The sequence below is a fragment of the Pseudomonas abietaniphila genome, assembly GCF_039697315.1.
In the GTDB taxonomy this organism is placed as follows: Bacteria; Pseudomonadota; Gammaproteobacteria; order Pseudomonadales; family Pseudomonadaceae; genus Aquipseudomonas; species Aquipseudomonas abietaniphila_B.
This window is the reverse complement of sequence record NZ_CP155619.1, coordinates 2,909,007-2,930,146: the sequence shown is the minus strand read 5'-3', so window position 1 is coordinate 2,930,146 and position 21,140 is coordinate 2,909,007. Positions and strand designations below refer to the sequence as shown.

Annotated in this window: 16 protein-coding genes and 1 tRNA gene; 14 read left to right on the top strand and 3 right to left on the bottom strand. The window is 60.4% G+C overall.

Annotation, left to right across the window (positions count from 1 at the left end; genetic code table 11):
* The first annotated feature begins 211 nt into the window (after window positions 1–211).
* From tagH to ABDX87_RS12980, 13 genes are all read left to right on the top strand, one after another.
* Window positions 212–1,576: a type VI secretion system-associated FHA domain protein TagH gene (tagH, locus tag ABDX87_RS13040; protein ID WP_346833203.1), complete on the top strand. Its 1,365-nt coding sequence runs from the start codon at window positions 212–214 to the stop codon at window positions 1,574–1,576.
* Window positions 1,577–1,633: 57 nt separating this feature from the next.
* On the top strand, window positions 1,634–2,140 hold the full coding sequence (gene tssJ / locus ABDX87_RS13035) for a type VI secretion system lipoprotein TssJ (protein ID WP_346833202.1): 507 nt from the start codon (window positions 1,634–1,636) through the stop codon (window positions 2,138–2,140).
* A 15-nt stretch (window positions 2,141–2,155) separates the two neighbouring features.
* Window positions 2,156–3,490: a type VI secretion system baseplate subunit TssK gene (gene tssK, locus ABDX87_RS13030; RefSeq protein ID WP_346833201.1), complete on the top strand. Its 1,335-nt coding sequence runs from the start codon at window positions 2,156–2,158 to the stop codon at window positions 3,488–3,490.
* 6 nt (window positions 3,491–3,496) lie between these two features.
* The gene (locus ABDX87_RS13025; RefSeq protein WP_346833200.1) at window positions 3,497–4,828 is read left to right on the top strand and encodes a DotU family type VI secretion system protein; all 1,332 of its coding nucleotides are present in this window, start codon (window positions 3,497–3,499) and stop codon (window positions 4,826–4,828) included.
* Window positions 4,825–8,343, top strand: coding sequence for a type VI secretion system membrane subunit TssM (gene tssM / locus ABDX87_RS13020; protein ID WP_346833199.1), 3,519 nt, complete (start codon window positions 4,825–4,827; stop codon window positions 8,341–8,343). Before ABDX87_RS13025 ends, tssM begins: the two co-directional genes overlap by 4 nt.
* Window positions 8,340–8,993 carry a type VI secretion system-associated protein TagF gene (gene tagF, locus ABDX87_RS13015; protein WP_346833198.1) on the top strand — a complete coding sequence of 218 codons (654 nt, stop codon included), beginning with the start codon at window positions 8,340–8,342 and terminating at the stop codon, window positions 8,991–8,993. Before tssM ends, tagF begins: the two co-directional genes overlap by 4 nt.
* Entirely contained in the window at window positions 8,994–9,725 is a 732-nt protein-coding gene (locus ABDX87_RS13010) for a PP2C family protein-serine/threonine phosphatase (protein WP_346833197.1), read from the top strand. It begins immediately after the preceding gene.
* An 11-nt stretch (window positions 9,726–9,736) separates the two neighbouring features.
* Window positions 9,737–12,835, top strand: coding sequence for a serine/threonine-protein kinase (locus ABDX87_RS13005; RefSeq protein WP_346833196.1), 3,099 nt, complete (start codon window positions 9,737–9,739; stop codon window positions 12,833–12,835).
* The gene (locus ABDX87_RS13000) at window positions 12,835–13,551 is read left to right on the top strand and encodes an ABC transporter ATP-binding protein (RefSeq protein WP_346833195.1); all 717 of its coding nucleotides are present in this window, start codon (window positions 12,835–12,837) and stop codon (window positions 13,549–13,551) included. The genes ABDX87_RS13005 and ABDX87_RS13000 overlap by 1 nt, the downstream gene beginning before the upstream one ends.
* On the top strand, window positions 13,551–14,753 hold the full coding sequence (locus ABDX87_RS12995) for an ABC transporter permease (RefSeq protein ID WP_346833194.1): 1,203 nt from the start codon (window positions 13,551–13,553) through the stop codon (window positions 14,751–14,753). The genes ABDX87_RS13000 and ABDX87_RS12995 overlap by 1 nt, the downstream gene beginning before the upstream one ends.
* A complete protein-coding gene (locus ABDX87_RS12990) occupies window positions 14,746–16,470 on the top strand; it encodes a formylglycine-generating enzyme family protein (protein ID WP_346833193.1) in 1,725 nt (574 codons plus the stop codon). The genes ABDX87_RS12995 and ABDX87_RS12990 overlap by 8 nt, the downstream gene beginning before the upstream one ends.
* 83 nt (window positions 16,471–16,553) lie before the next feature.
* On the top strand, window positions 16,554–17,483 hold the full coding sequence (gene tagQ, locus ABDX87_RS12985) for a type VI secretion system-associated lipoprotein TagQ (RefSeq protein ID WP_346833192.1): 930 nt from the start codon (window positions 16,554–16,556) through the stop codon (window positions 17,481–17,483).
* A 211-nt stretch (window positions 17,484–17,694) separates the two neighbouring features.
* Window positions 17,695–18,420, top strand: coding sequence for a DUF4431 domain-containing protein (locus ABDX87_RS12980; protein WP_346833191.1), 726 nt, complete (start codon window positions 17,695–17,697; stop codon window positions 18,418–18,420).
* 25 nt (window positions 18,421–18,445) lie between these two features.
* Here the strand turns inward: ABDX87_RS12980 and ABDX87_RS12975 are convergent, their stop codons facing one another.
* From ABDX87_RS12975 to ABDX87_RS12965, 3 genes are all read right to left on the bottom strand, one after another.
* Complete coding sequence (locus tag ABDX87_RS12975) at window positions 18,446–18,733, bottom strand: type II toxin-antitoxin system RelE family toxin (RefSeq protein ID WP_346833190.1); 288 nt, start codon at window positions 18,731–18,733, stop codon at window positions 18,446–18,448.
* Complete coding sequence (locus ABDX87_RS12970) at window positions 18,723–18,962, bottom strand: type II toxin-antitoxin system RelB/DinJ family antitoxin (RefSeq protein WP_346833189.1); 240 nt, start codon at window positions 18,960–18,962, stop codon at window positions 18,723–18,725. Before ABDX87_RS12970 ends, ABDX87_RS12975 begins: the two co-directional genes overlap by 11 nt.
* Before the next feature lie 183 nt (window positions 18,963–19,145).
* Window positions 19,146–19,222: transfer RNA gene (locus ABDX87_RS12965), tRNA-Arg, on the bottom strand.
* Between the two features lie 340 nt (window positions 19,223–19,562).
* Between ABDX87_RS12965 and gabD the strand changes: the two genes are divergently transcribed.
* Window positions 19,563–21,005, top strand: coding sequence for an NADP-dependent succinate-semialdehyde dehydrogenase (gene gabD, locus ABDX87_RS12960; protein WP_346833188.1), 1,443 nt, complete (start codon window positions 19,563–19,565; stop codon window positions 21,003–21,005).
* Window positions 21,006–21,140: the final 135 nt, after the last annotated feature.

Here is a 21,140-nt window from a genome sequence, read left to right as displayed (position 1 = left end):
CGCCGACGGCAGTTGTGATTACGGTAACAACACTCGGAATTAACCGGATACATCCATGGGCATTGTCGCGCGACTCTGCGTAGACTGTGGTTAATCGGTATTTGAGTCAATAAATCAGGGGGTTTTTCGTATTTTTGCACGATCTTCAACTGCCACGAACAGAATTACGAGTCTGGCACGAAGGACTTGAAGTTTAAGAAAGGGAGGCGCCGTGCCACTTTGTCTGACTATCATCAGTTATCAAAAGATAACTCCCGGCCAAGTACCCGAAAAAACGATGAGTCACGGGGAGATGGCAATTGGCCGCGGACTCGAAAGTGATTGGGTACTTCCAGATCCGGAACGTCTTGTTTCGTCGAAGCATTGCGTCATTCAATATAAGGACGATCGTTACTATCTGACGGATAACAGCACGAACGGCGTAGAGCTGGTGAACGCGGGTGTTCGCCTCCGTCGCGGAAACAGCGAACCCCTTGAGGATGGCGAGATTATCCGTATGGGTGACTACGAGATCCGTGCGCGAATACATTGTGAAATAAAACTCTCGGACTCGAGTGTGGCGGGTATGGATTCATCCAACAGTTTTGAGGCACTGATGGGGCGCCAGAACAAAGCTGCCTCCGTGCCTCTGGAGGCCTTGTCCGCGGGGCACTTTCAAGCGGGCGTGGCACAGGATACGTTTCCCGATTTGTTTGATTTTCTTTCGCCGTCGAGCGTGCCTCCGGCGACGCGCTCCGATCACGTTCCGGCCGAGCGTCACGATTTTCGTCCGCCCGTTCCTGCCGCATCGCCTGAGCCGGTTGCCCAGCCAGTTCCTGTTTCGACACCTGGCGTCATTCCGGAGGACTGGGACCTGTTCGCGGATGCGCCGAAGCCAATGTCTTCAGCGCCGGTCGTGCAGCCACCGTCGGAACAGGTGTCCGAACCGGCCAACGCGACACCTTCCACGCCAGCGGTTGAACGGTGCGTTAAAGAAGCGACCGGTGATCAACCCGATTTGCTCAAGGCGTTTCTGCGCGGCGCCGGACTCGATCAACTGCGTATCGAACCAGCTCAGGTACAGGCGCAAATGGAGTCCATCGGACGCAGCTATCGGCTGATGATCGAGGGGTTGATCGATGTGTTGCGAGCGCGCAGCAGTCTCAAGGGCGAGCTTCGTCTGCAGCAGACGATGATTCGGCCTGTGGAAAACAACCCCCTGAAATTCGCGCCGAATGTCGATGAGGCGCTCTTGTTGCTGCTGCGACACGGCAATCAGGCGTTCATGCCGCCCGATCAGGCCATTGCGGACAGCTTCGATGATTTGCGCGCACATCAGTTGGCGGTCATGGCCGGCGTCGAGGCTGCAATCAAGGCATTGCTCAAGCGCTTCGAACCTGCAGAGCTGGAAGCTCGCATGGGCAAGTCCGGCGCATTGTCCAACCTGTTCGGTTCACGACAGGCGCAGAACTGGCACCAGTTCACGGAACGCTACGCACAGATTTCCCGCGAAGCCGAAGAGGACTTTCAAGTCTTGTTCGGTCGCGAATTTGGCCGTGCCTACGAAGAACACAGCGCACGGTTACGCCGCTCCTGAGACACGCGGCCCCACGGAAAAAACGGATAGACAGTCAGTGCGTCATGAGGACGAAGGATGTTTCGAAGAGTTGTATCGGTAGCCGCCATGGCGCTGCTACTGGTGGCCTGTGCCAAAAACACGGAATCGCCACAGCCAGCTGAAAAGGCGTCTGATGCCACCACCGTTGCGCTGCATTTCGACGGTGTTGCCGGCCTTAATCCCGGTGCCAACGGCCAGCCCGCGCCTGTGCGGGTGCGTATCTATGAGCTGAAAAACACCGCCAGTTTTGCCCGCGCCGACTATTTCGCGCTGGCTGAACGGGCGCAGGCGACGCTAGGCGCCGATCTGATTGATCAGGACGAAGTGCTGGTTCAACCGGGCCAGCAACTCAGTCTGGACCGCAGCCTCAACAGCGCTACGCGTCAGATCGGTCTGGTGGTTGGCTACCGCGAAATCGATCAGGCGCGCTGGCGCACCGTTCTGGTGGTCGAGCCACGGCAGCCCCGCGAATTCCGGGTCAGGCTCGACATGCGCGCCGTCAGCAGCGACGCCAGCGCCCCCCCAACTCGCCCCGCCCAATAGGCAATCGGAGAATCCATGTCCTGGAACAATCGTGTGGTCTGGTCGGAAGGCATGTTCATCGGAACACAGCACTTTCAGCAGCATGACCGTTACCTCGAAAATCTCATCGACGCCCGCAGCCGTCCGTTGTCGGTCGGCGCATGGGGCTTTTCCGAGCTGTTGCTGGATCAAGGTCTGCTGGCTCAAGGCAAGCTGGCCATCGTGACGGCGCGTGGATTGTTGCCCGATGGCACGCCGTTCAACATTCCCCAGGACGATCTGGCCCCGAGCCCGCTGAATATCGACGACGACCTGCGCGACGGTCTGGTTTATCTGGCCTTGCCACTCAAGCGCGCAGGGCAGCGTGACACGGTCGATGAAGGTGAGATGCCTGGCGGCGCACGTTTTGTCAGTCAAGTGCGCGAAGTTCGGGACGACAACGCTCCATTTGAAAACCGTGCGCCGGTGGCGGTCGGCGCGCGAGCACTGCGTTTGTTGACCGACAAAGACGGAGTTGACGATTACGCCGCGATCGGGCTGGTACGGATCAAGGAAAAACGTGCAGACCGCGCGCTGGTTGTCGACGAGAGTTACATCCCGCCCATCCTTGATGTGATGGTCTCCAAACCGCTGACGGCCTTTCGCAGCGAGCTATTGGGGTTGCTGCATCAGCGTGGCGAAGCGTTGGCAGGGCGGGTGGTCGCCTCGGGCGCTGGCGGTGCCTCGGAAATCGCGGACTTCATGCTTTTGCAGCTGGTCAATCGTGCCGAACCCTTGATCAGTCACTTGAGCCAGCTGAGTCCATTGCACCCGGAACGGTTTTATAGCGAGCTGGTGAGCCTGGCAGGTGAGTTCGCGACGTTTTCTATGTCCGGGCGCAGGCCGGAAGAGTTCGTGCGCTACCAGCACGACGATCTTGCCGTGAGCTTTGCTCCGGTCATGCAGGCGCTACGCGAGGCCCTGTCGATGCTGATGGACAGTAAGGCCACGCCGATCCCTATCGTCGAAAAAGCCTATGGCATTCATGTCGCAATGCTTGCGGACCGCACGCTGATCGACAGCGCCAGTTTCGTGCTCGTTGTCCGTGCCGACATGCCCAGTGAGACGTTGCGCGGGCGTTTTGCTCAGCAGAGCAAGATCGGTTCCGTGGAGCAAATCCGTGATTTGGTCAACCTGCAGCTCCCTGGTGTGAACCTTTTGCCGTTACCGGTGGCCCCGCGGCAGATCCCGTTCCACGCGGGCTCTACCTACTACGAGCTCGATCGCGGCAGCGAGCACTGGAAGCAGTTGGCGAATTCCGGCGGATTTGCGTTCCACATCGCGGGCAAGTTTCCCGGTTTGAACCTGGCTTTCTGGGCCATCCGAGGATAAAGCGCGATGCCTTCCCAAGACGAACCCTTCAACCCTCCGTTGCCAGCGAACGATCGCACGCAGTTCATGCCGCGACCGGGTGGACGCACTCCGCAGTCTGCCGGACACGCTGATCCCCCACCGGCACCACCACCGTTGTCGATGCCCGCTGCGCCTTTGCCCCCCGGACAGGCAGAGGGTTTGAATCCACTGGAAGCCGCAGCGGGTCCATTGCTCGCATTGCTCACCCGACTGCGCAGCACGATCGCGCACCCGGCCCCCGCCAGTTTGCGTGCCCAGTTGCTCGCGTATTTGCGTCAGTTTGAAGAACGCGCCGAAGCGGCGGGCGTGGTGCGCAACGAAGTGCTGCTCGCACGTTATGCCTTGTGCACCGCCCTTGATGAGGCCGTGCTCAGCACGCCGTGGGGCAGCAGCAGCGAGTGGGGCAAGCAGAGCCTGTTGATTACCGTTCACAACGAAGCATGGGGCGGCGAAAAGGTGTTTCAGTTGCTGGAGCATTGCTTGCAAAGCCCCCGTGAGCGCCTGTATCTGCTTGAGCTGTTGTACTTGTGCATGTGCCTGGGTTTCGAAGGCCGCTATCGCGTCATGAACGATGGTCGCAGCCAGCTGGAAGCCCTGCGTGAGCGCACGAGCGCAGCCATTCGCAGCGCTCGGGGAGAGTTCGAACGTGAACTGTCGCCGCATTGGCGCGGGTTGGCAGTGGTACGGGATCGCTTGTCGCAATTCATGCCGCCATGGGTCGGCGTGGCAATCGGACTGGCGCTGCTGTTGCTCCTGCTGTTCGGCTTACGTCTCAAGCTGGCCGCCGATGCGGAGCCGGTGTTCAAGAACATTCATGCGCTGGGCGAGATTCCCGTGCAAGCCGTCACGCCCGCAGTGGTGCCGCCCAAGCTCATCGAGCGGCCTCGTCTGGCAGGGTTTCTGGTCGAAGACATCAAAGCTAACCGTGTGGCGGTTGAAGACGCCGTCGACCGATCGGTGGTGACAATTCGAGGCGATGAGATTTTCTCGTCCGGCAGCGCGACCATCGTCGACGACTTCCAGCCGCTGATGCTGCGCATCGCTGACGCGATCCGTAAGGTCAAAGGCCAGGTACGGATCACCGGTCACAGTGATAACCGTCCCATCGCCACCCTTCGATTCCCCTCCAACTGGGCGCTTTCCCAGGCGCGGGCCGAGCAGGTCCTGCAGATGCTCTCCGCCAAGACCGGCCAGCCGGAGCGTTTCTCCGCCGAAGGTCGTAGCGATACCGAACCGCTCGCGCCTAACACCACAGCCGAAGGACGCGCGAAGAATCGCCGGGTTGAAATCACTGTATTGGCGGAGGGGGTCGAGTGAAGGCGTTTTTCGGTTTTTTCATTCGCTGGGTCGTGCCGATTCTAGGCATGATTGCGCTGAGTCTGATCATCTGGTTCGTCGGTCCGCTGCTTGACGTGCTGGTGCCAGAAGGCCGGCGTTGGGCATTGATCGTCTTATTGTTCGCGGCATGGATCGCGTGGCGAGCGTGTCGCGTCCTCCAGGCGCGACGCCATGCGGCAAAAGTCCTTGAAAGCCTGGCCGCAGAGACAGCACCCGACCCTGCCAGTGTCGCCACTGCTGAAGAGCTCGCGACCTTGCGCCAGCGCATGGACGACGCGCTCAAGTTGTTGAGGAAAGCCCGATTAGGCGGTGACGAACGACGCAATCTCTACGAGCTGCCGTGGTACGTGATCATCGGTCCGCCGGGTTCGGGTAAAACCACCGCGCTGATCAATTCCGGCCTGCACTTTCCGCTCGCGGCACAGATGGGTGCGGGCGCGATTCGCGGTGTCGGCGGTACGCGAAATTGTGACTGGTGGTTCACCGATCAAGCCGTGCTGCTCGACACCGCCGGTCGTTACACCACCCAGGACAGCCACGCTCAGGTCGACAAGGCGGCTTGGCTCGGGTTTCTCGATTTATTGAAAACCCAACGCTTGCGCCGACCTGTCGATGGCGCCTTCATTGCCATCAGCCTCTCCGATCTTTTGCTCGGCAGTGAGGCGGAGCGCGCTGCACATGCGGTGGCTATTCGGGCACGGATACAAGAGTTGTATAGCCAGCTTGGCGTGCGTTTCCCGATCTATGTGATGCTCACCAAGCTCGATCTGGTGCCGGGTTTCATGGAATTCTTCGACGCCCTGCGCAAGGAGGAGCGCGCGCAGGTCTGGGGCATGACGTTCGCCCTTGATGACGGCAAGCAGAAAGACGGCAAGCATGCCGATGGCCCGCTCGCAGACTTTCTCAGCGAGTTTGCGCTGCTTGAACAACGGCTGAGCGCGCGTCTGGTGGAGCGCTTGCAGCAAGAGCGCGATCCGGCGCGGCGTGATTTGATCTATGGGTTTCTGCAGCAATTCGGTGCGCTCAAAGAAACCCTGAAGACCTTCCTCGACGGCGTGTTCCAGCCCAATGCGTTTGAAGACAGGGCTTTGCTGCGGGGCGTTTACTTCACCAGCGGTACTCAGGAAGGCAGCCCGATTGACCGGTTGATCGGCGCCATGGCGCAGAGCATGAACCTGGACCGCCAGCATCTGGCGCGGCAAACCGGAACCGGACGCAGCTACTTCATTGAAAAACTGTTCACGGCCGTGGCGTTCGCGGAGCGTGGGCTTGTGGGCGTGAATCCGAAAGTCGAGCGCCGACGCAAATGGCTCGCGCGTTCCGCGTTGGCGGTGACCGTCGCAGTGGTACTGCTGGTCGGCACGCTCTGGGTGATCAGTTATCGCGCCAACCAGACTTACATCACTCGGGTCAATGAGAAAGTCGCGCCGCTGGGGCAGAGCGTGCAGAGCCTGAGTCCGGCCCAGCGTGACGTTCTGGCCGTGCTGCCTTTGCTGAACGCGGTGCGCAGTCTGGCAGGCGACCCGCCGGGAATGTCGCGGGGGCTTGGGCTGTATCAGGGCGACATGCTGGAAGCCGAATCGGGCAGCGTCTATCGAAAGCTGCTGATAGCCGTGTTCGCCCCGCGTCTGGTCACGCGCGTGGAAGAACAACTGCGCAGCGGCGGCAGTTCGGATTTCCTTTATGAAGGGTTGAAGGCCTACCTGATGCTTGCTGACCGCGATCACTACGACGCCGATTTCATCAAGGCCTGGGTCGCGCTGGACTGGGATCAGAGTCTGCCTCGTGATCTGCCGCCTGATCAGCGTCAGGCATTGGGCGAGCATTTGCAGGCCCTTTTCGAGCGTCACCCGCCTACCGCACGTCTGGATCAGCGGCTCATCGATGACTTGCGCTGGCAGTTGCAACAGTTGCCGGTTGCGCAGCGGGTGTATGACCGGGTGAAGCGGCAGAAACTGCCGGAGAGTGTCCCGGACTTCCGCATCACCGACGCAGCTGGGCGTGACGCCGCGCTGGTGTTCGCACGTAAGAGCGGCAAACCTTTGGGTGACTCGTTGAGTGGTTTCTTCACGGCCAAGGGTTATCGCGAAGTGTTTCTGGCGGCGAGCCTGAGTCAGTCCGGAACGTTGGCCGAAGAGCAATGGGTGTTAGGGCTCGATCATGCGGATCAACAGAATGTCGCCAGCCTCGCAGGGGATGTACGTCGCTTGTACTTCCAGGATTACCAGCGTCAGTGGGATGCGTTACTGGCTGACATCGATTTCGTGCCGATCACCAGCGTGGCGCAGGCTGCCGACGTGCTACGGGTGATTTCAGGCCCCACGTCTCCGCTGAAAAAACTGCTGGTGGCGGTCGCCAAAGAGACCAACCTGCAGCAGGAAGACAAGCTGCTGGCCGAGCAAGGCAAAAAGGTTGAGGGCGGGGTCGATCAACTCAAGCAACGGCTGGGTTCGATACTGGGACAGGAGCAGGCGAGCGCTGCCGCCACGCCTCCCAGTGTTGACGACCCTGTCTCCTCACACTTTGCCGAACTCAACGCCTTTGTCAGCAAAGGCGAGGGTGAACCCGCTGCCATTGATGGTTTGCTGGCTGACATGAACGCGTTGTACGTGCAGGTCAGCGCCATGGTCGGCGCCAGCGGCGAGGCGTTGCTGGGAGAGGCAAAGAACTCGGCGAGCGCTGCGGTCACTCGGGTGAATCTCAATGCCGACCGACAACCGCCTGTGGTGCAAGGGTTGGTCAAATCGGTTGTCAGCTCGACGACCAATACCATGATGGGCGGGGTTCGCAATCAGCTGAACGCAGCGTGGGTCAGCGATGTGGTGAACGTTTATCGCCAATCGTTGAGCGGTCGGTACCCGCTGGCGCCGGGCAGCGCACGTGATGCCACGCTCGACGACTTCGGCCAGTTCTTCGGCGTTGGCGGTGTGATGGATAATTACTTCCGCAAGTACCTGCAAAGCTACGTCGACACGTCGGCCTCAGCCTGGCGGTGGCAGCCGGGTGCCGCACAAAAGCTGGGGATCAATGCTTCGGTGCTGCAGACGTTCCAGCGCGCGGCCGCTATCCGCGATGCGTTCTTCCGCTCTGGCGGGGTCCAGCCGACCGTGCGCTTCGAGCTCAAGCCGGTGGCGATGGACGCTTCGATCACGCAGTTCCTGCTCGAACTTGACGGCCAGCAGATCAGCTACGACCACGGGCCAAGTCGTCCGGTCGCGATGCAGTGGCCGAACCCCGGAAGTATCGGCGTCGTACGCCTGTCGATCTCGCCGCCTGCCGCCAGCGGTCGTTCGGGCATCACCCTGGATGGCCCATGGGCCTGGTTCCGTTTGCTGGAGCAATCAGATCTGGTCACCGGCGGATCGCCTGATCGCTTCAACCTGCGGCTGCGCGTCGACAACGCTAGTATTTCCTATGAGCTGCGAGCCAACAGCGCTTTCAATCCGTTCAAAAGCCGTGTGTTGAGCGGCTTCAGTCTGCCGGAGCGGTTATGACGACGCTTGGTTTCTACGGCAAGTTGGCCAGTCGCGGCGACTTTGTCAGTCGCGGCTTGCCCCAGAGTTTTCTTAAACCCTGGGACACGTGGCTTGCGGCTGGATTGCATGTCAGCCAACAACAGTTCGGGGCAGAGTGGCTGGACGCTTATCTGGTCAGCCCGCTGTGGCGCTTCGTGTTGGCGCCCGAGGTGTGCGGCCCGCAGGCCGTGGTGGGTGTGTTGATGCCAAGCATCGACCGGGTCGGGCGTTATTTCCCGCTGACCATCGCACAAACCATTCAGCCTGATCAGTCCCTGGCGGCGTTGGTTAGTGCGCCCGAAGGCTGGTTCGAGCAGGTCGAAGCGCTGATGCTGGCGACGCTGGAAGAGGGCGCTGATTTTTCAGCGTTCGACGACAGCGTGTCCACGCTCGGTTTTCTGCCGACGACTGCCTGCGAGCCCATGCGTCTTTTCGCGGGTTTGCAGCGCACTGGCGCGAGCGACCCACAAGCACGTCATCGGGCGCTTGCCGAAACCGCTTGCGAGGGTGCCAGCCTCTGGTGGGGCAGGGGCTCCGAACGTATTGCTCCCGGCTTGATACGCTGTCCGGGACTGCCTGATGCCGCCGAGTTCGGCAGTTATTTGCTGGGACAAGGAGCGTCAATCTAGATGTCCGCACTGCCTGAAAATATCCGTTACCGCTCTGCCAGCTATAGCCATGTCGGCATGGTGCGGCAGATCAACGAAGACGCGTTTCTGGAATTGCCTGAAAACGGCGTGTGGGCCATCGCCGACGGCATGGGCGGGCATGCGGCGGGGGATTATGTCGCGAGTCTGATCGTCGACAGCCTGCGTCACGCCTCGCCATCGGAATCGTTGGCGATCTACACCTGCGCACTGCGTACCGCGCTGACCCAAGTGAACACGGCTGTGCGAGAAGAAACCCTGAGGTGCGAAGTCGCCATGATGGGCAGCACCGTGGTGGTGCTGGCGGCCCTGTCAAATCAGGGCGTCTGTCTATGGGCGGGGGACAGCCGGCTGTATCGGCTGCGCGATGGCGACTTGCAGGGCATCTCCCGCGATCACAGCTATGTGCAGGAGCTGCAGGACAGCGGCTTGCTCAGCGAAGCCGAAGCTCGTGTGCATCCCCGCGCGAACATCGTCACCCGTGCCATCGGCGTCGAAGACACCCTGGACCTGGCAATGGTCAACCTCGACGTCCTGCCTGGCGATACCTATCTGCTGTGCAGCGATGGCCTCAACAAGACCGCAGAAGATCACGAAATTCGCGATGTGCTGGGACATACCGACCCCTATCAGGTGGTCCGCAGTCTGGTGCATCTGGGACTGACCCGGGGCGCCCCCGACAACATCACGGCCATCGTCGTGAAAGCCTCTTGAAGACCCACGCTATGGACATATTGATCCCCGGATTCGACATAGGCGGCGAGATTGGCGAAGGCGCCATGGCCACCGTTTATCTCGCCACGCAGCGCTCGCTTGAGCGCAAGGTTGCGCTGAAAATCATGGCGGCGACGCTGGCCGCCGACCCAACGTTCTGTGAGCGCTTTCTGCGTGAGGGCAAGACCCTGGCAAGGCTGTCGCATCCACACACCGTGACCATCCATGACATCGGCAACGTTGGCGATCTCTATTACATGGCCATGGAATACCTGCCCAACGGCACGCTGAAAGAGCGTGTCGCTGCGGGCATAAGTGCCGAACAGGGCCTGGTTTACGTGCGCCAGATCGCCTCTGCGCTGGGCTATGCCCATGCGCAAGGGCTGGTCCACCGCGATGTAAAACCGGCCAACATTCTGTTCCGCGCCAACGGCTCGGCCGTGCTCTCGGACTTTGGTATCGCCAAATCGCTGGATGATCGAACGCAGTTCACCCAAGCCGGTTTTGCCGTGGGCACGCCCAGCTACATGAGCCCGGAACAGGCACGTGGTCTTGAGATCGATGGACGCGCCGACTTGTATGCGCTGGGGGTGGTGCTCTACGAAATACTGGTCGGCAAACTACCCTACAACGGCACCGACGCGCTCTCCACGGCACTCGCTCACCTGACGGAGCCACTGCCGGAACTGCCGATTCACCATGGACGCTATCAGCACATCCTCGCTCGACTTCTGGCCAAGGATCGTGAAGACCGGTTTGCCGATGCGGCCGAGCTGATTGCCGCGCTGGACAATCTGCCACCGGAAAACCCGGACGCGACCATGGTGCGCTCGCTCCCGTTGCCGCCGGCCGACATGCCTGTTCAGCCGTCCAGGGATGATCTGGGCGGCTTGACGCCCGTGTCGATCGACATTCCCGCGACTTCTTCCAAGCCCCCGGCTCCGTCGGTCCAGCCAGCACCCATGCGCGTAGCGTCAAGTCCATCCGAGCAGCGCAAGGTGCCGGTCATCGCGCTACTCGCGATTGCTGTTGCTGTTGCCGCTGCGCTGGGCCTGGGGGCGGGCGGTTACGGGTGGTTGAGTGCCGATAAACCAGCTGTGGTGCCAATGGCTTCGGCCACGCCGAGCCAATCGGTTGTCGCTGACACGTCGGTCGGTCTGGCCCCCAGCATGGCGTTTGCTAGCAAGACGTCGCCCGCTACACCGCCTGCCACGGCTACCTATTCATCCGGTCCGGATGCCGATGGAGGCCATCGCCCGCTGCTGATGGCGAACAAGAAGACCCTGTTTCAACGCGTCCTGAGCAAGCCTGACGCGCGCCTTGCTCCCGACGCAGGTGCCTCTGCGGGCGAGCAGTCGCTTCCGGCGTTTTCGGTGCTCTACGTCTATCAGCGCAAGGACATAAACGGCGCTCAGTGGCTGCGCGTCGGGGCCTCCAGTGATGGGCGCAGCGAAGGGTGGCTGCCAGCGGAGCAGGTCAGCGAGTGGAAGCAGAGTCTTGTGCTGAAGTTCAGCGAGCGATCGGGGCGCTCTCCAGCGATGTTTCTACGCGAGCCCAGTCAGCTGGAGCGGTTGTTGACCGATCCTTCTGCTGCAAAAACGCTGTTGCTCAATGCGCAAAAAAACTCAGATGACACGCAACAGGTTCTGGCTCTGGAGCCCGCAGGCAGCGCTGTTCCCCAGCGTCAGTTCTACCTGCTGCCGATCTTCGACGCCAAGGAGACCTTTGACCAGAACGGACAGCCCGTTCAACTTCTGAACGTTGCGTCCATTGATCCGGGGACCGTGCCGCAGAGGACCGGTTCCGGCGAGCGAATCAAGCCGTCTGCAGGTAAAGACTCGTTTCGCACAGGCGTGGTGCTGGTCGTGGACACATCGGTGTCGATGCAGTCGTACATCGATCAGGTGCGAGACGTCATCGCCGAGTTGCAAAACCAGATCGCCAAGCGCGGCGAGCTGGACAACGTCAGCTTCGGTCTCGTGGGTTTTCGCAACAACGTCAGCAAGACGCCGGGTCTTGAGTACCTCAGCAAAACGCTCATTACGCTGGACCAAGGCCGTGATCCGCAGCGGTTCCTTGAGCTGGCGCGGCAGGTCAAGGCCACCAATGTCTCCAGCCACTCGTTCAACGAAGACGCCTTTGCTGGCGTGATGCAGGCCGTCAACGGTATGGACTGGTCCGGCTATGGCGGTCGTTTGATCCTGCTGGTGAGCGATGCGGGATCATTGCGCAAGAACGATCCTTACAGCAGCACTCAGATGAATGAAGCCGAGGTGCGTCAGGCCGCGCTGGGCAAGCAGATCAAGATTTATGCCCTGCACCTGAAGACCGACGCCGGCAAGAAGAACCATGCATTCGCCGAGCAGCAGTACCGCACGTTGACCGCGGACGCTAACCCACAGATCGGCGATCTCTATGTGCCGGTGCCGGGGGGGGATGTGCAGAAGTTTGGTGAGCGAGTGTCCGAGATCGGTTCGGTGTTCGCCGACCTGGTTCATCAGGTGCGCAGCAATCAACCGCAAGTCGCTCCGTCGTTGTCGGCAGCGCCGTCGGTGGCCGATAAGTCAGCCGCGATAGGCTACGCCATGCGCATGGATTTCCTTGGTCAGCGGTCCGGCGTTCGCGCGCCGCAACTGGTCAGCGGCTGGACCGCCGACCGCGACCTCACGAATCCCGCGCTTCCTGCGTTTCAGGTGTGCGTGATGTTGAGCAAATTGCAGCTCAACGACTTGCAGCAATCGCTGAAGCTGATCGTTGACGCTGCACGCAAGACACAAAGCTCGCCCAAGGATTTTTTCCAGGAAATCGCCAGCGCCAGCGCCTACATGAGCCGCGATCCATCGGGGCTGCGCAAAGGCGGCAACCTTGCGCAGAGCGGCGTACTGGGCGAATACCTGGAAGGGCTGCCGTATCGCAGCAAATCGCTGAGCATGACGCAGGATCTGTGGTTGTCGCTGAGCGTGGCCGAACAGGAAGACTTCATCGACGAGCTGGATTCGAAGATTCGTCTCTATGAAACCTTCCACAACGACCTCGCTAACTGGGTCCGTTTCGGCGATGCCGAGCCGGGTGATGCGCTGTATCGCGTGCCGTTGTCGACCCTGCCGTGATGTTAAGCCTGCGAGAAGTGCGCAAAACGCGAGGCGAAGGCAGCCAGCGTTACAGCCTGGTGATCCCGCACCTGGAACTGGCTGCTGGTCAGCAACTGGCGTTGGTGGGCCCGAGTGGTTGCGGCAAAAGTACGTTACTGGATTTGTTGGCGCTGGTGCTTTCACCGGATCAATCGCAGCGATTCGACGTCTTGGACCAAGATCGCCAGGTCGATATCGCCGCTCTTTGGCGCGACGCGAGACAAAATCGTCTCGCCGAGTTGCGCAGTCGGCGGATCGGTTACGTGCTGCAAACCGGCGGTCTGCTGGGCTATCTCGACGTTCGCGCCAATATCGAGCTGTCTCGCCGGTTGTTGGGGATGAGGGATGACGGCAGCGTCGAGCGGCTGGCGACACAGCTGGAAGTCAGCGAGCAACTCGACAAAAAACCTCAGGCGCTGTCCGTGGGTCAACGTCAGCGCGTGAGCTGTGCGCGTGCTCTGGCGCACAACCCCCGATTGCTGTTGGCAGACGAACCCACCGCGGCCCTGGACCCACTGAACGCCTCGCGTGTCATGCACTTGTTGCTGAGCCAGGCTCGCGCCCAAAACGCTTGCTGCGTGATCGCGACTCACGATGAGCATCTGGCTCAGCAAGCCGGTCTGCACAGGCTGCAGATTACCTGCGTTCGCGACGATGACGGTGGCATTACCGCGACGCTGGAAGGTGGTCACTGATGCGAATCGCACTGGTCGCTTCTCTCGCTTGGCAGGATTACGTCGCCGACGCCCGATTATCGGCGTGCACGGTCTTGGCATTGGTGGCGGTCATTGCGCCGCTGTTGGTGTTGTTCGGCTTGAAATCTGGATTGGTGGGCAGCCTGACGGAGCGCCTTGAGCGCGACCCGCAGGTGCGTGAAGTCATTCCCATGGGCGGCGGGCGTTTCAATACCGCTTTTGTTGAGGCGCTGGCACGCAGGCCAGACGTGGCATTTGCCATCCCTCGTACTCGCCAGATTGCCGCCACGGCCGACCTGTCGATACCGGCGCAGGCTCGAGTGCTAGACGTCGAGATGATTCCCACGGCGACGGGTGATCCGTTACTCGGACACGTGGCTGCTCCGACCGGGCTGGACCGCGTGGCGCTCAGCCAGACCGCGGCCGAGAAACTGCGGGCCAAGCCCGGCGATGTGGTCGAAGCGACGTTTACCCGCCAAGTTTCGGGCCAGCGTCAAGCGCAACGCACTCAGTTGTACGTCACTTCGGTGCTGCCGCTGGAAGCATTCGCGCGCGACGCGATCTTCGCCCCGATGCCGCTGCTGGAAGCCGTAGAAGATTACCGCGACGGGCGTGCAGTACAGGCCTTTGGCTGGGCGGGCGATGTCACGGCCGCCAATGGACAACGCATCTTTCCCGCATTTCGTCTCTACGCCCGCAGTCTTGATGACGTCGAAGCGCTGCGGGTTTATTTCGCCGAAAACCACCTGCTCGTGTCGACCCAGGCGTCGGCCATCGCTCAGGTGAAGTCCTTGAGTCACAACCTGTCCATCGTCTTCTGGATCATCGCAGCGCTGGCGGTGGCGGGTGCCGTGGCGGCTGTGTTCGCGGGCGCGTTGGCGGCGGTAGAGCGCAAACGGCGTGAGCTGTCGGTATTACGGCTGCTGGGCTTCAGCACCGGATCATTGCTGTTGTTCGTGGTCCTGCAAGCGCTCTACAGCGGGGGGATGGCAACGGTGGTCAGCATGGGGCTTTACGGTCTTGCCGAGCAGGGTATCAACACACTGTTTGTGCAGACACCGGGCGAATACGCCAGCCATTTGCTGGCACGTCATTACTGCGTGGCTGCGTTCGCCGTGCTCAGTGCCAGTGTGCCGGCGGCTGCACTGGGTGGTTGGCGGGTGGCGCGTATCGAAGCGTCGGAAGGAATCAGAGATGTTTGAGTTACGACGGACGTTCAGTGTGCTGGCGTGCGGTGCCGCCCTGAGCTTGTCATCCCTGACGATGGCGGCCGACGGCGACACGCTGGATAACCCGAAACCGTTGGCAGATGACGTCATCCTGCCGCTGCCGTGCGGCGGCCAGATGGTGTTTCGTTACGTCTATGTGCTGGCCCAAGGCACGCTGGACGACCGTGAAATCAGCCTCGGCTATCCGTTCAGCGAAGGTGAGGCGGGCTACAAACAGTCGTTCATCTCCGGCTACCGCCGAGACTTCATCAACGGCCAGTTCACGCTCAATGATCTGTCTGCAGACTGGCGCAAAACCATCAGCCCTCAGTTACCGAAAACCGATGCGGCGACGCCGCTCAAACCGATGCTGTATTTCATCGGCAAGTACGAGGTCACGGCACGGCAATACGCACAGGTCATGTCTCAGGCCCAGTCGCTCGCCAGCGGCGAGCCGGCATCCGCCTGTGAAGTTCCCGAGGGTATGGTCGCACGCTTGCCCAAGGTCAAGTTGTCGCGCTTCGAGGCCGAGCGTTTCTCGGCGGTGTACAGCGCCTGGCTGATGAAATACCACCGCGATCTGCTGCCCGTGAGCGGGCGCGGAAAAGACGATGACGATGGCGGCGTCGCTTTTGTACGGCTGCCAACCGAAGTCGAATGGGAGTATGCAGCCCGTGGCGGCCAAGCCGTCAGTCGCCAGGAGCTGGAAGGGCGTTTGTTCCCGCGTCGGGTCGAGGGCAGCGAAGAGGACGGGCCGCTGGGCGACTGGGCGGTGTTCAATCAGGTCGCAGGTGGTACGGGGCAGGCCGCCCGCTTGATGCCCGTTGGCACGAAATTGCCCAATCCGATCGGCCTGTTCGACGTCATTGGCAACGCCGCCGAAATGGTCCAGGAGTCTTTTCAGCTGGTGCATGCGGGGAGGCGTCAGGGGGCGTATGGGGGCTTCGTCGCCAAGGGCGGCAATTACCTGGAAGGTGAGGGGACGCTATTCACTGGTATGCGGCGCGAATACCCGCTATTCGCGGCCGATGGTACGGAGCAGAGCAACGAAACGACGGGGTTTCGAGTTGCCATTGGCGCACTTTCCGCGCCTCGCTCACGCTACAAGGAGCTGTTCGAGCAGTGGCAGAAAGAGGGGCGTCTGGCCTCGTTGACCGATGCCATCGACGACGCTCAAGACCCGACGAAACGTCTGGACAGCATTATTTCCGCCAGCACGGACCCTCGTCTGCAAGCTGAACTGGGCCTGGTCAACGAAGAGCTCAAGCGCAATGTTTCGTTGATCGCTCAGCAGCGTGAAGAAGCCGCAGGCAACCTGATCCAGTCATCGGCGTTGGTGGCTGAAACCATCAACAACTACAACATCCGCCTGACCAACCTCAGAAAAAGCCAGAAGCAGGCCGTCGACGCCAAGGACGAAGCCAGCGCCAGGCTTTTTGCCGTGGCCATCGAAAACGGAAGCAGTGCGCTCGATGGCGCGGTCGCCATCTACATCGACAACCTTGCCACTGGAACCCGTTACACCGACGCGGTGATCCAGGCGCAGTTCCAGCGCGTGAAAGAAGAGCTCAATCGCAAACCGGTCCTGGGTAAGAGCCTGGTGGCCCGCGCCACATTGTTCGTTCGTCACGTGGGGAGTTACCGCCAGCAGAAGCGCGCGGACCCACAGACGATTTTAAAGGAATTGCTCGCTTCGGCCGCTCAGCCATGACGGCCGTCGTCCAGCGAGCTTAAAGGGAGTCCGGACGGCCTCTGCCGCGCCGGCGTTGTAAAACCAAAAAAGAGAGCATCACCATGCAGTTATCCCGTAAACCCGTTGTTTCGACCTCTAAATGCCGTGGGCTGATGTTGGTGGCCGCAGGATTCGGCTTCGTGCTGATAGCGGGATGTGCCAGTTCGCCCGTCTCCAAGGTCGGCTCCAGCACCAAGGTTGCTTATTACCCAAGCTGCTACGAGCCGGTGCAACACTTGCGCGACACTGATTCGGACACCACCAAGTCGGTCTTCGGTGGCGCGGCGGTCGGCGCGTTGGGTGGGGCATTGGCCGGTGCGCTGGTGGGCAGTTCCGAGGATCGCGCACGCAATGCCGCCATTGGCGCGGCAGGCGGTGCATTGGTCGGCGGTGCCGCCGGTTACTACACCGAAAAGCAGAAGCAGATTGCTGACGACAACCAGCGTATTGGCTCCTACGCGACCGATATCAACAAGAGCGCTGCCGACATCGACCGCAGCACGGCGTACGCCAAGGCGTCGCAGTCGTGCTATCAGAACGAATTCACCAAGCTGCTTTCGGCGCGCAAGGCCAAGACCATGGACGACACCGAAGGCCGCAAGCGTCTGGCTGAAATCGTTGCCGGTCTGAAAGAGTCCAATGACCTCATCACCGCCGTGAACGGACGCGCGGGTGAAAACCTCAACAACTACACCCAAGCCTATGAAAAAGACCTGCAGAACGTGGGCGTACAGCGCGCTGACGTCGCCACCGTCGCGGCCGCGGATACAACGTCTGTGACCACCAAGACCAGCAAGAAGAAGACCCCCGCGAAGAAGAAACTGCCAACGGTGCCTCAGGAAGCGGTCAGCACCGAGAAGACGTTGCTGGACGCCAAAACCAAGCAGGCTGCCAGCCAGCAGGTCGCAGCGACCGGTCAGTCGCAGGTCAACGCCATGTGTAAGAACCCGGACCTTGGTGATTGGGCCCCAGTGCCTTGCCCGAACGTTTGATATAGAGGGTTAGTACGTCGCAACAGGCCTTGCACGATGAGCAGGGCCTGTTTGCCAAGGCATGTGAAGACCGGGTCGAGCGATTACCGCGAGGAATGACCCAAACGGCGTCTGTGTCTGTCGCGTAATCTTGCTCAGGAAAGCTGGCGGGTGTCAGGGATTTCTCTAACCTACGAGCATGAATCCTCGCGTATTGCCGGACACTGCCTATATGAATGTCATCCCCTGTATTCGTGCTCTGCCGTTCCTCGTCGTTTGTCTGTCGCCTTTTTCCGTGGTGCAGGCTGCTACCTGCAATCAATACGAACCCGCCGATGCAACCCTGAGCGGCACGCTGACACGGCAAGTGTTCCCCGGCCCGCCAGGGTTTGAAGACGTGGTAACCGGTGATGAGCCGCAAGTGGGTTTCTATCTGTCGCTGGCCGAGCCGCTGTGCATGAAAGGCAACGAGAACGAGGCAGACATCGACGTCGAGGACAACGAAACGCTGGTGCAGCTGGTCCTGCAACCCACGGATTACGACAACCTGCGTCCGTATCTCGACCAGCCCGTTGTGCTCAAAGGCACACTGTTCGGCGCCGCCACGGGTTTCCACCACACGCAGGTCTTGATGCAGCAAGTGCAACTGGTGAGCGGCCTGGCGGGTGCGCCGGTCGACTGCGAGTTGCTCAACCAGAAAGTCGGCATGCACGAAGAAACCTACAGTCCCTCGCTGCAGGGCAAGGTCATCGGCGGCCAGGCATGGATCTACCAGGCGCCGAACCCTTCCTGCACGAACAAACGAGAATTTCTCGCCCAAGGCACGCCTCTCAGCGTGTCACTAATCGCCAACGGCGGCTGGGTGCTTGCTCAATACATGGCCGAGGGAGGAAAGCCCCAGTCGGTGTGGCTGGATCAGGCGCAGGTATTGTTGGGTTTGGGGGATGCGGGGGAGTAGCGTTTTCAACGGGGCTATGACATTGCTACTTCAGTCTCTCAGACGCTTTTCGATAAGCTTCCTCACCCTCTCTTTTATCCACGGCGACGACAAAAACCACGACCTCGTGATCAATGACTTGGTAGACCAACCGATAACCGCTGCTTCGCAGCTTGATTTTGTAGCAATCAGGAAGGGAGTGAAGGCGATTCGCTTCAACGCGAGGGTTTAGCAAAATTGCCGCGAGCTTCTTTTTTAATTGCTCTCTGATGGTGTCACCGAGCTTGCGCCACTCCTTTAGCGCTCGCTCATCAAACTCAAGGCTATAAATCATCCAGTGAAACCTTAACCCGCAGTGGCGCTCCAAGACGCTCTCTTACTAGGGAAACGAGGGCCTCGTCCTCTTCCGTCAGAAGAACCGGGCGAAACGGAAGTTGCCCACGCTCAGCGACGTATTGCAACGCTTGGCGCATTAGATCGGAGGGCGTGACGCCGAGTCGATCCAGTTCGCGGTAGGCGCGAGCCTTTAGATCATCGTCAACACGAATATTGATAGAGGCCATAGCGGTTAACCTGTAATGACATTTGTCATTACGTTAGTGGTTTGCGGGCGGTTTAGCAAGATTGGGCTGATCAGCAGCGAAGGCTAATGCCCCTGACACCCAAAACAAAAAAGCCCGCACATCGGCGGGCTTCTTTATATCGGGCAGATGCTCAGAACGTCTCTGACGACCTGAAATCAAAAATGGCGCACCTGGCGGGATTCGAACCCACGACCCCTGCCTTCGGAGGGCAGTACTCTATCCAGCTGAGCTACAGGTGCAACGCGGGCGCCATGATACTCATCTGGCCTGCGTGCGTCCATGCTGGCGAGTGACTGTTGTCGATTTCGCACGTTTCTGGATGTTGGAGGGGGCGTTGATCCGAATTTTTCGTCGATGCGACGGTTTGCGTTCTTTTTTTCGAACGGACTATTGTCCTTTACCCCTGCAGTCCCTAGGATTCGTTTGAGATTTCAAACGCTCCCGTTCGATCACCCGCGCTTTTCGCGATCCGTGCGTGCGGGGCCCGGCGAATGTTTTCCTGACGGCAGCCTCGGCTGAGGCGCCTTTGAATAATCAATAATTCGCTCCGCCTTGCGCGGTGCTGTTTAGGAGGCCGACATGCAGCTCAAAGATTCGAAGTTGTTCCGCCAGCAGGCGTATATCAATGGCGCCTGGGCTGATGCCGACAGCGGCCAGACCATCAAGGTCAACAACCCGTCGAACAACGAGATTCTGGGCACCGTCCCCAAGATGGGCGCAGCCGAAACCCGCCGTGCCATCGAAGCCGCTGATAAAGCCTTGCCCGCCTGGCGTGCGCTGACCGCCAAAGAGCGTGGCAGCAAGCTGCGTCGCTGGTTCGAGCTGATGATTGAAAACCAGGATGACCTCGGTCAACTGATGACCCTGGAGCAGGGCAAGCCGCTGGCCGAAGCCAAAGGCGAGATCGCTTACGCCGCTTCCTTTATTGAGTGGTTTTCCGAAGAAGCCAAGCGCATCTACGGCGACGTGATTCCTGGCCATCAGCCGGACAAGCGTCTGATCGTGCTGAAGCAGCCGATCGGCGTGACCGCCGCGATCACCCCGTGGAACTTCCCGGCCGCGATGATCACCCGTAAAGCCGGCCCTGCGCTGGCGGCCGGTTGCACCATGGTGCTCAAGCCTGCTTCCCAAACTCCTTACTCTGCACTGGCACTGGCCGAGTTGGCGGAGCGCGCGGGCATACCGGCAGGCGTGTTCAGCGTGGTGACCGGCAGCGCTGGCGATATCGGCTCCGAGCTGACCAGCAACCCGATCGTGCGCAAATTGTCGTTCACTGGCTCTACCGAGATTGGTCGTCAGCTGATGGCTGAGTGTGCTCACGACATCAAGAAAGTCTCGCTGGAGCTGGGCGGTAACGCGCCGTTTATCGTGTTCGACGACGCGGACCTGGATAAGGCGGTCGAAGGGGCGATCATTTCCAAGTACCGCAACAACGGTCAGACCTGCGTCTGCGCCAACCGCATCTATGTGCAGGATTCGGTCTACGACGCGTTCGCCGAGAAACTGCAGGCCGCTGTCGCCAAGCTGAAAGTCGGCGACGGCATGACCGAAGGCACCACCACAGGCCCGCTGATCGACGAAAAAGCGGTCGCCAAGGTCAAGGAACACATTGCTGATGCGCTGAGCAAAGGCGCGAAAGTGCTGAGCGGTGGTAACAGCATGGAAGGTAACTTCTTCGAACCGACTATTCTGGTTAACGTGCCCAAAGACGCAGCTGTGGCCAAGGAAGAGACGTTCGGTCCGCTGGCGCCTCTGTTCCGCTTCAAAGACGAAGCCGAAGTGATCGCGATGGCCAACGACACCGAGTTCGGTCTGGCGTCGTACTTCTACGCGCAGAACATGAGCCGTGTATTCCGTGTGGCCGAAGCGCTGGAGTACGGCATGGTGGGCATCAACACCGGCCTGATCTCCAACGAAGTCGCGCCGTTTGGCGGTATCAAGGCGTCGGGCCTGGGCCGTGAAGGCTCCAAGTACGGCATCGAAGATTACCTGGAAATCAAATACCTCTGCCTGTCCGTTTAAGGCAGCGATATCGAGCCTGCGGGGCGCGAGAGCGACGCTGCGCAGGTTTTTGCAGTACCAAGAACCCATTTGGTGGCCGGGAGGCCGCGACAGTCGATCATCGTATGCTGCCGCTGTTGACCCCCGCTGCTTGAT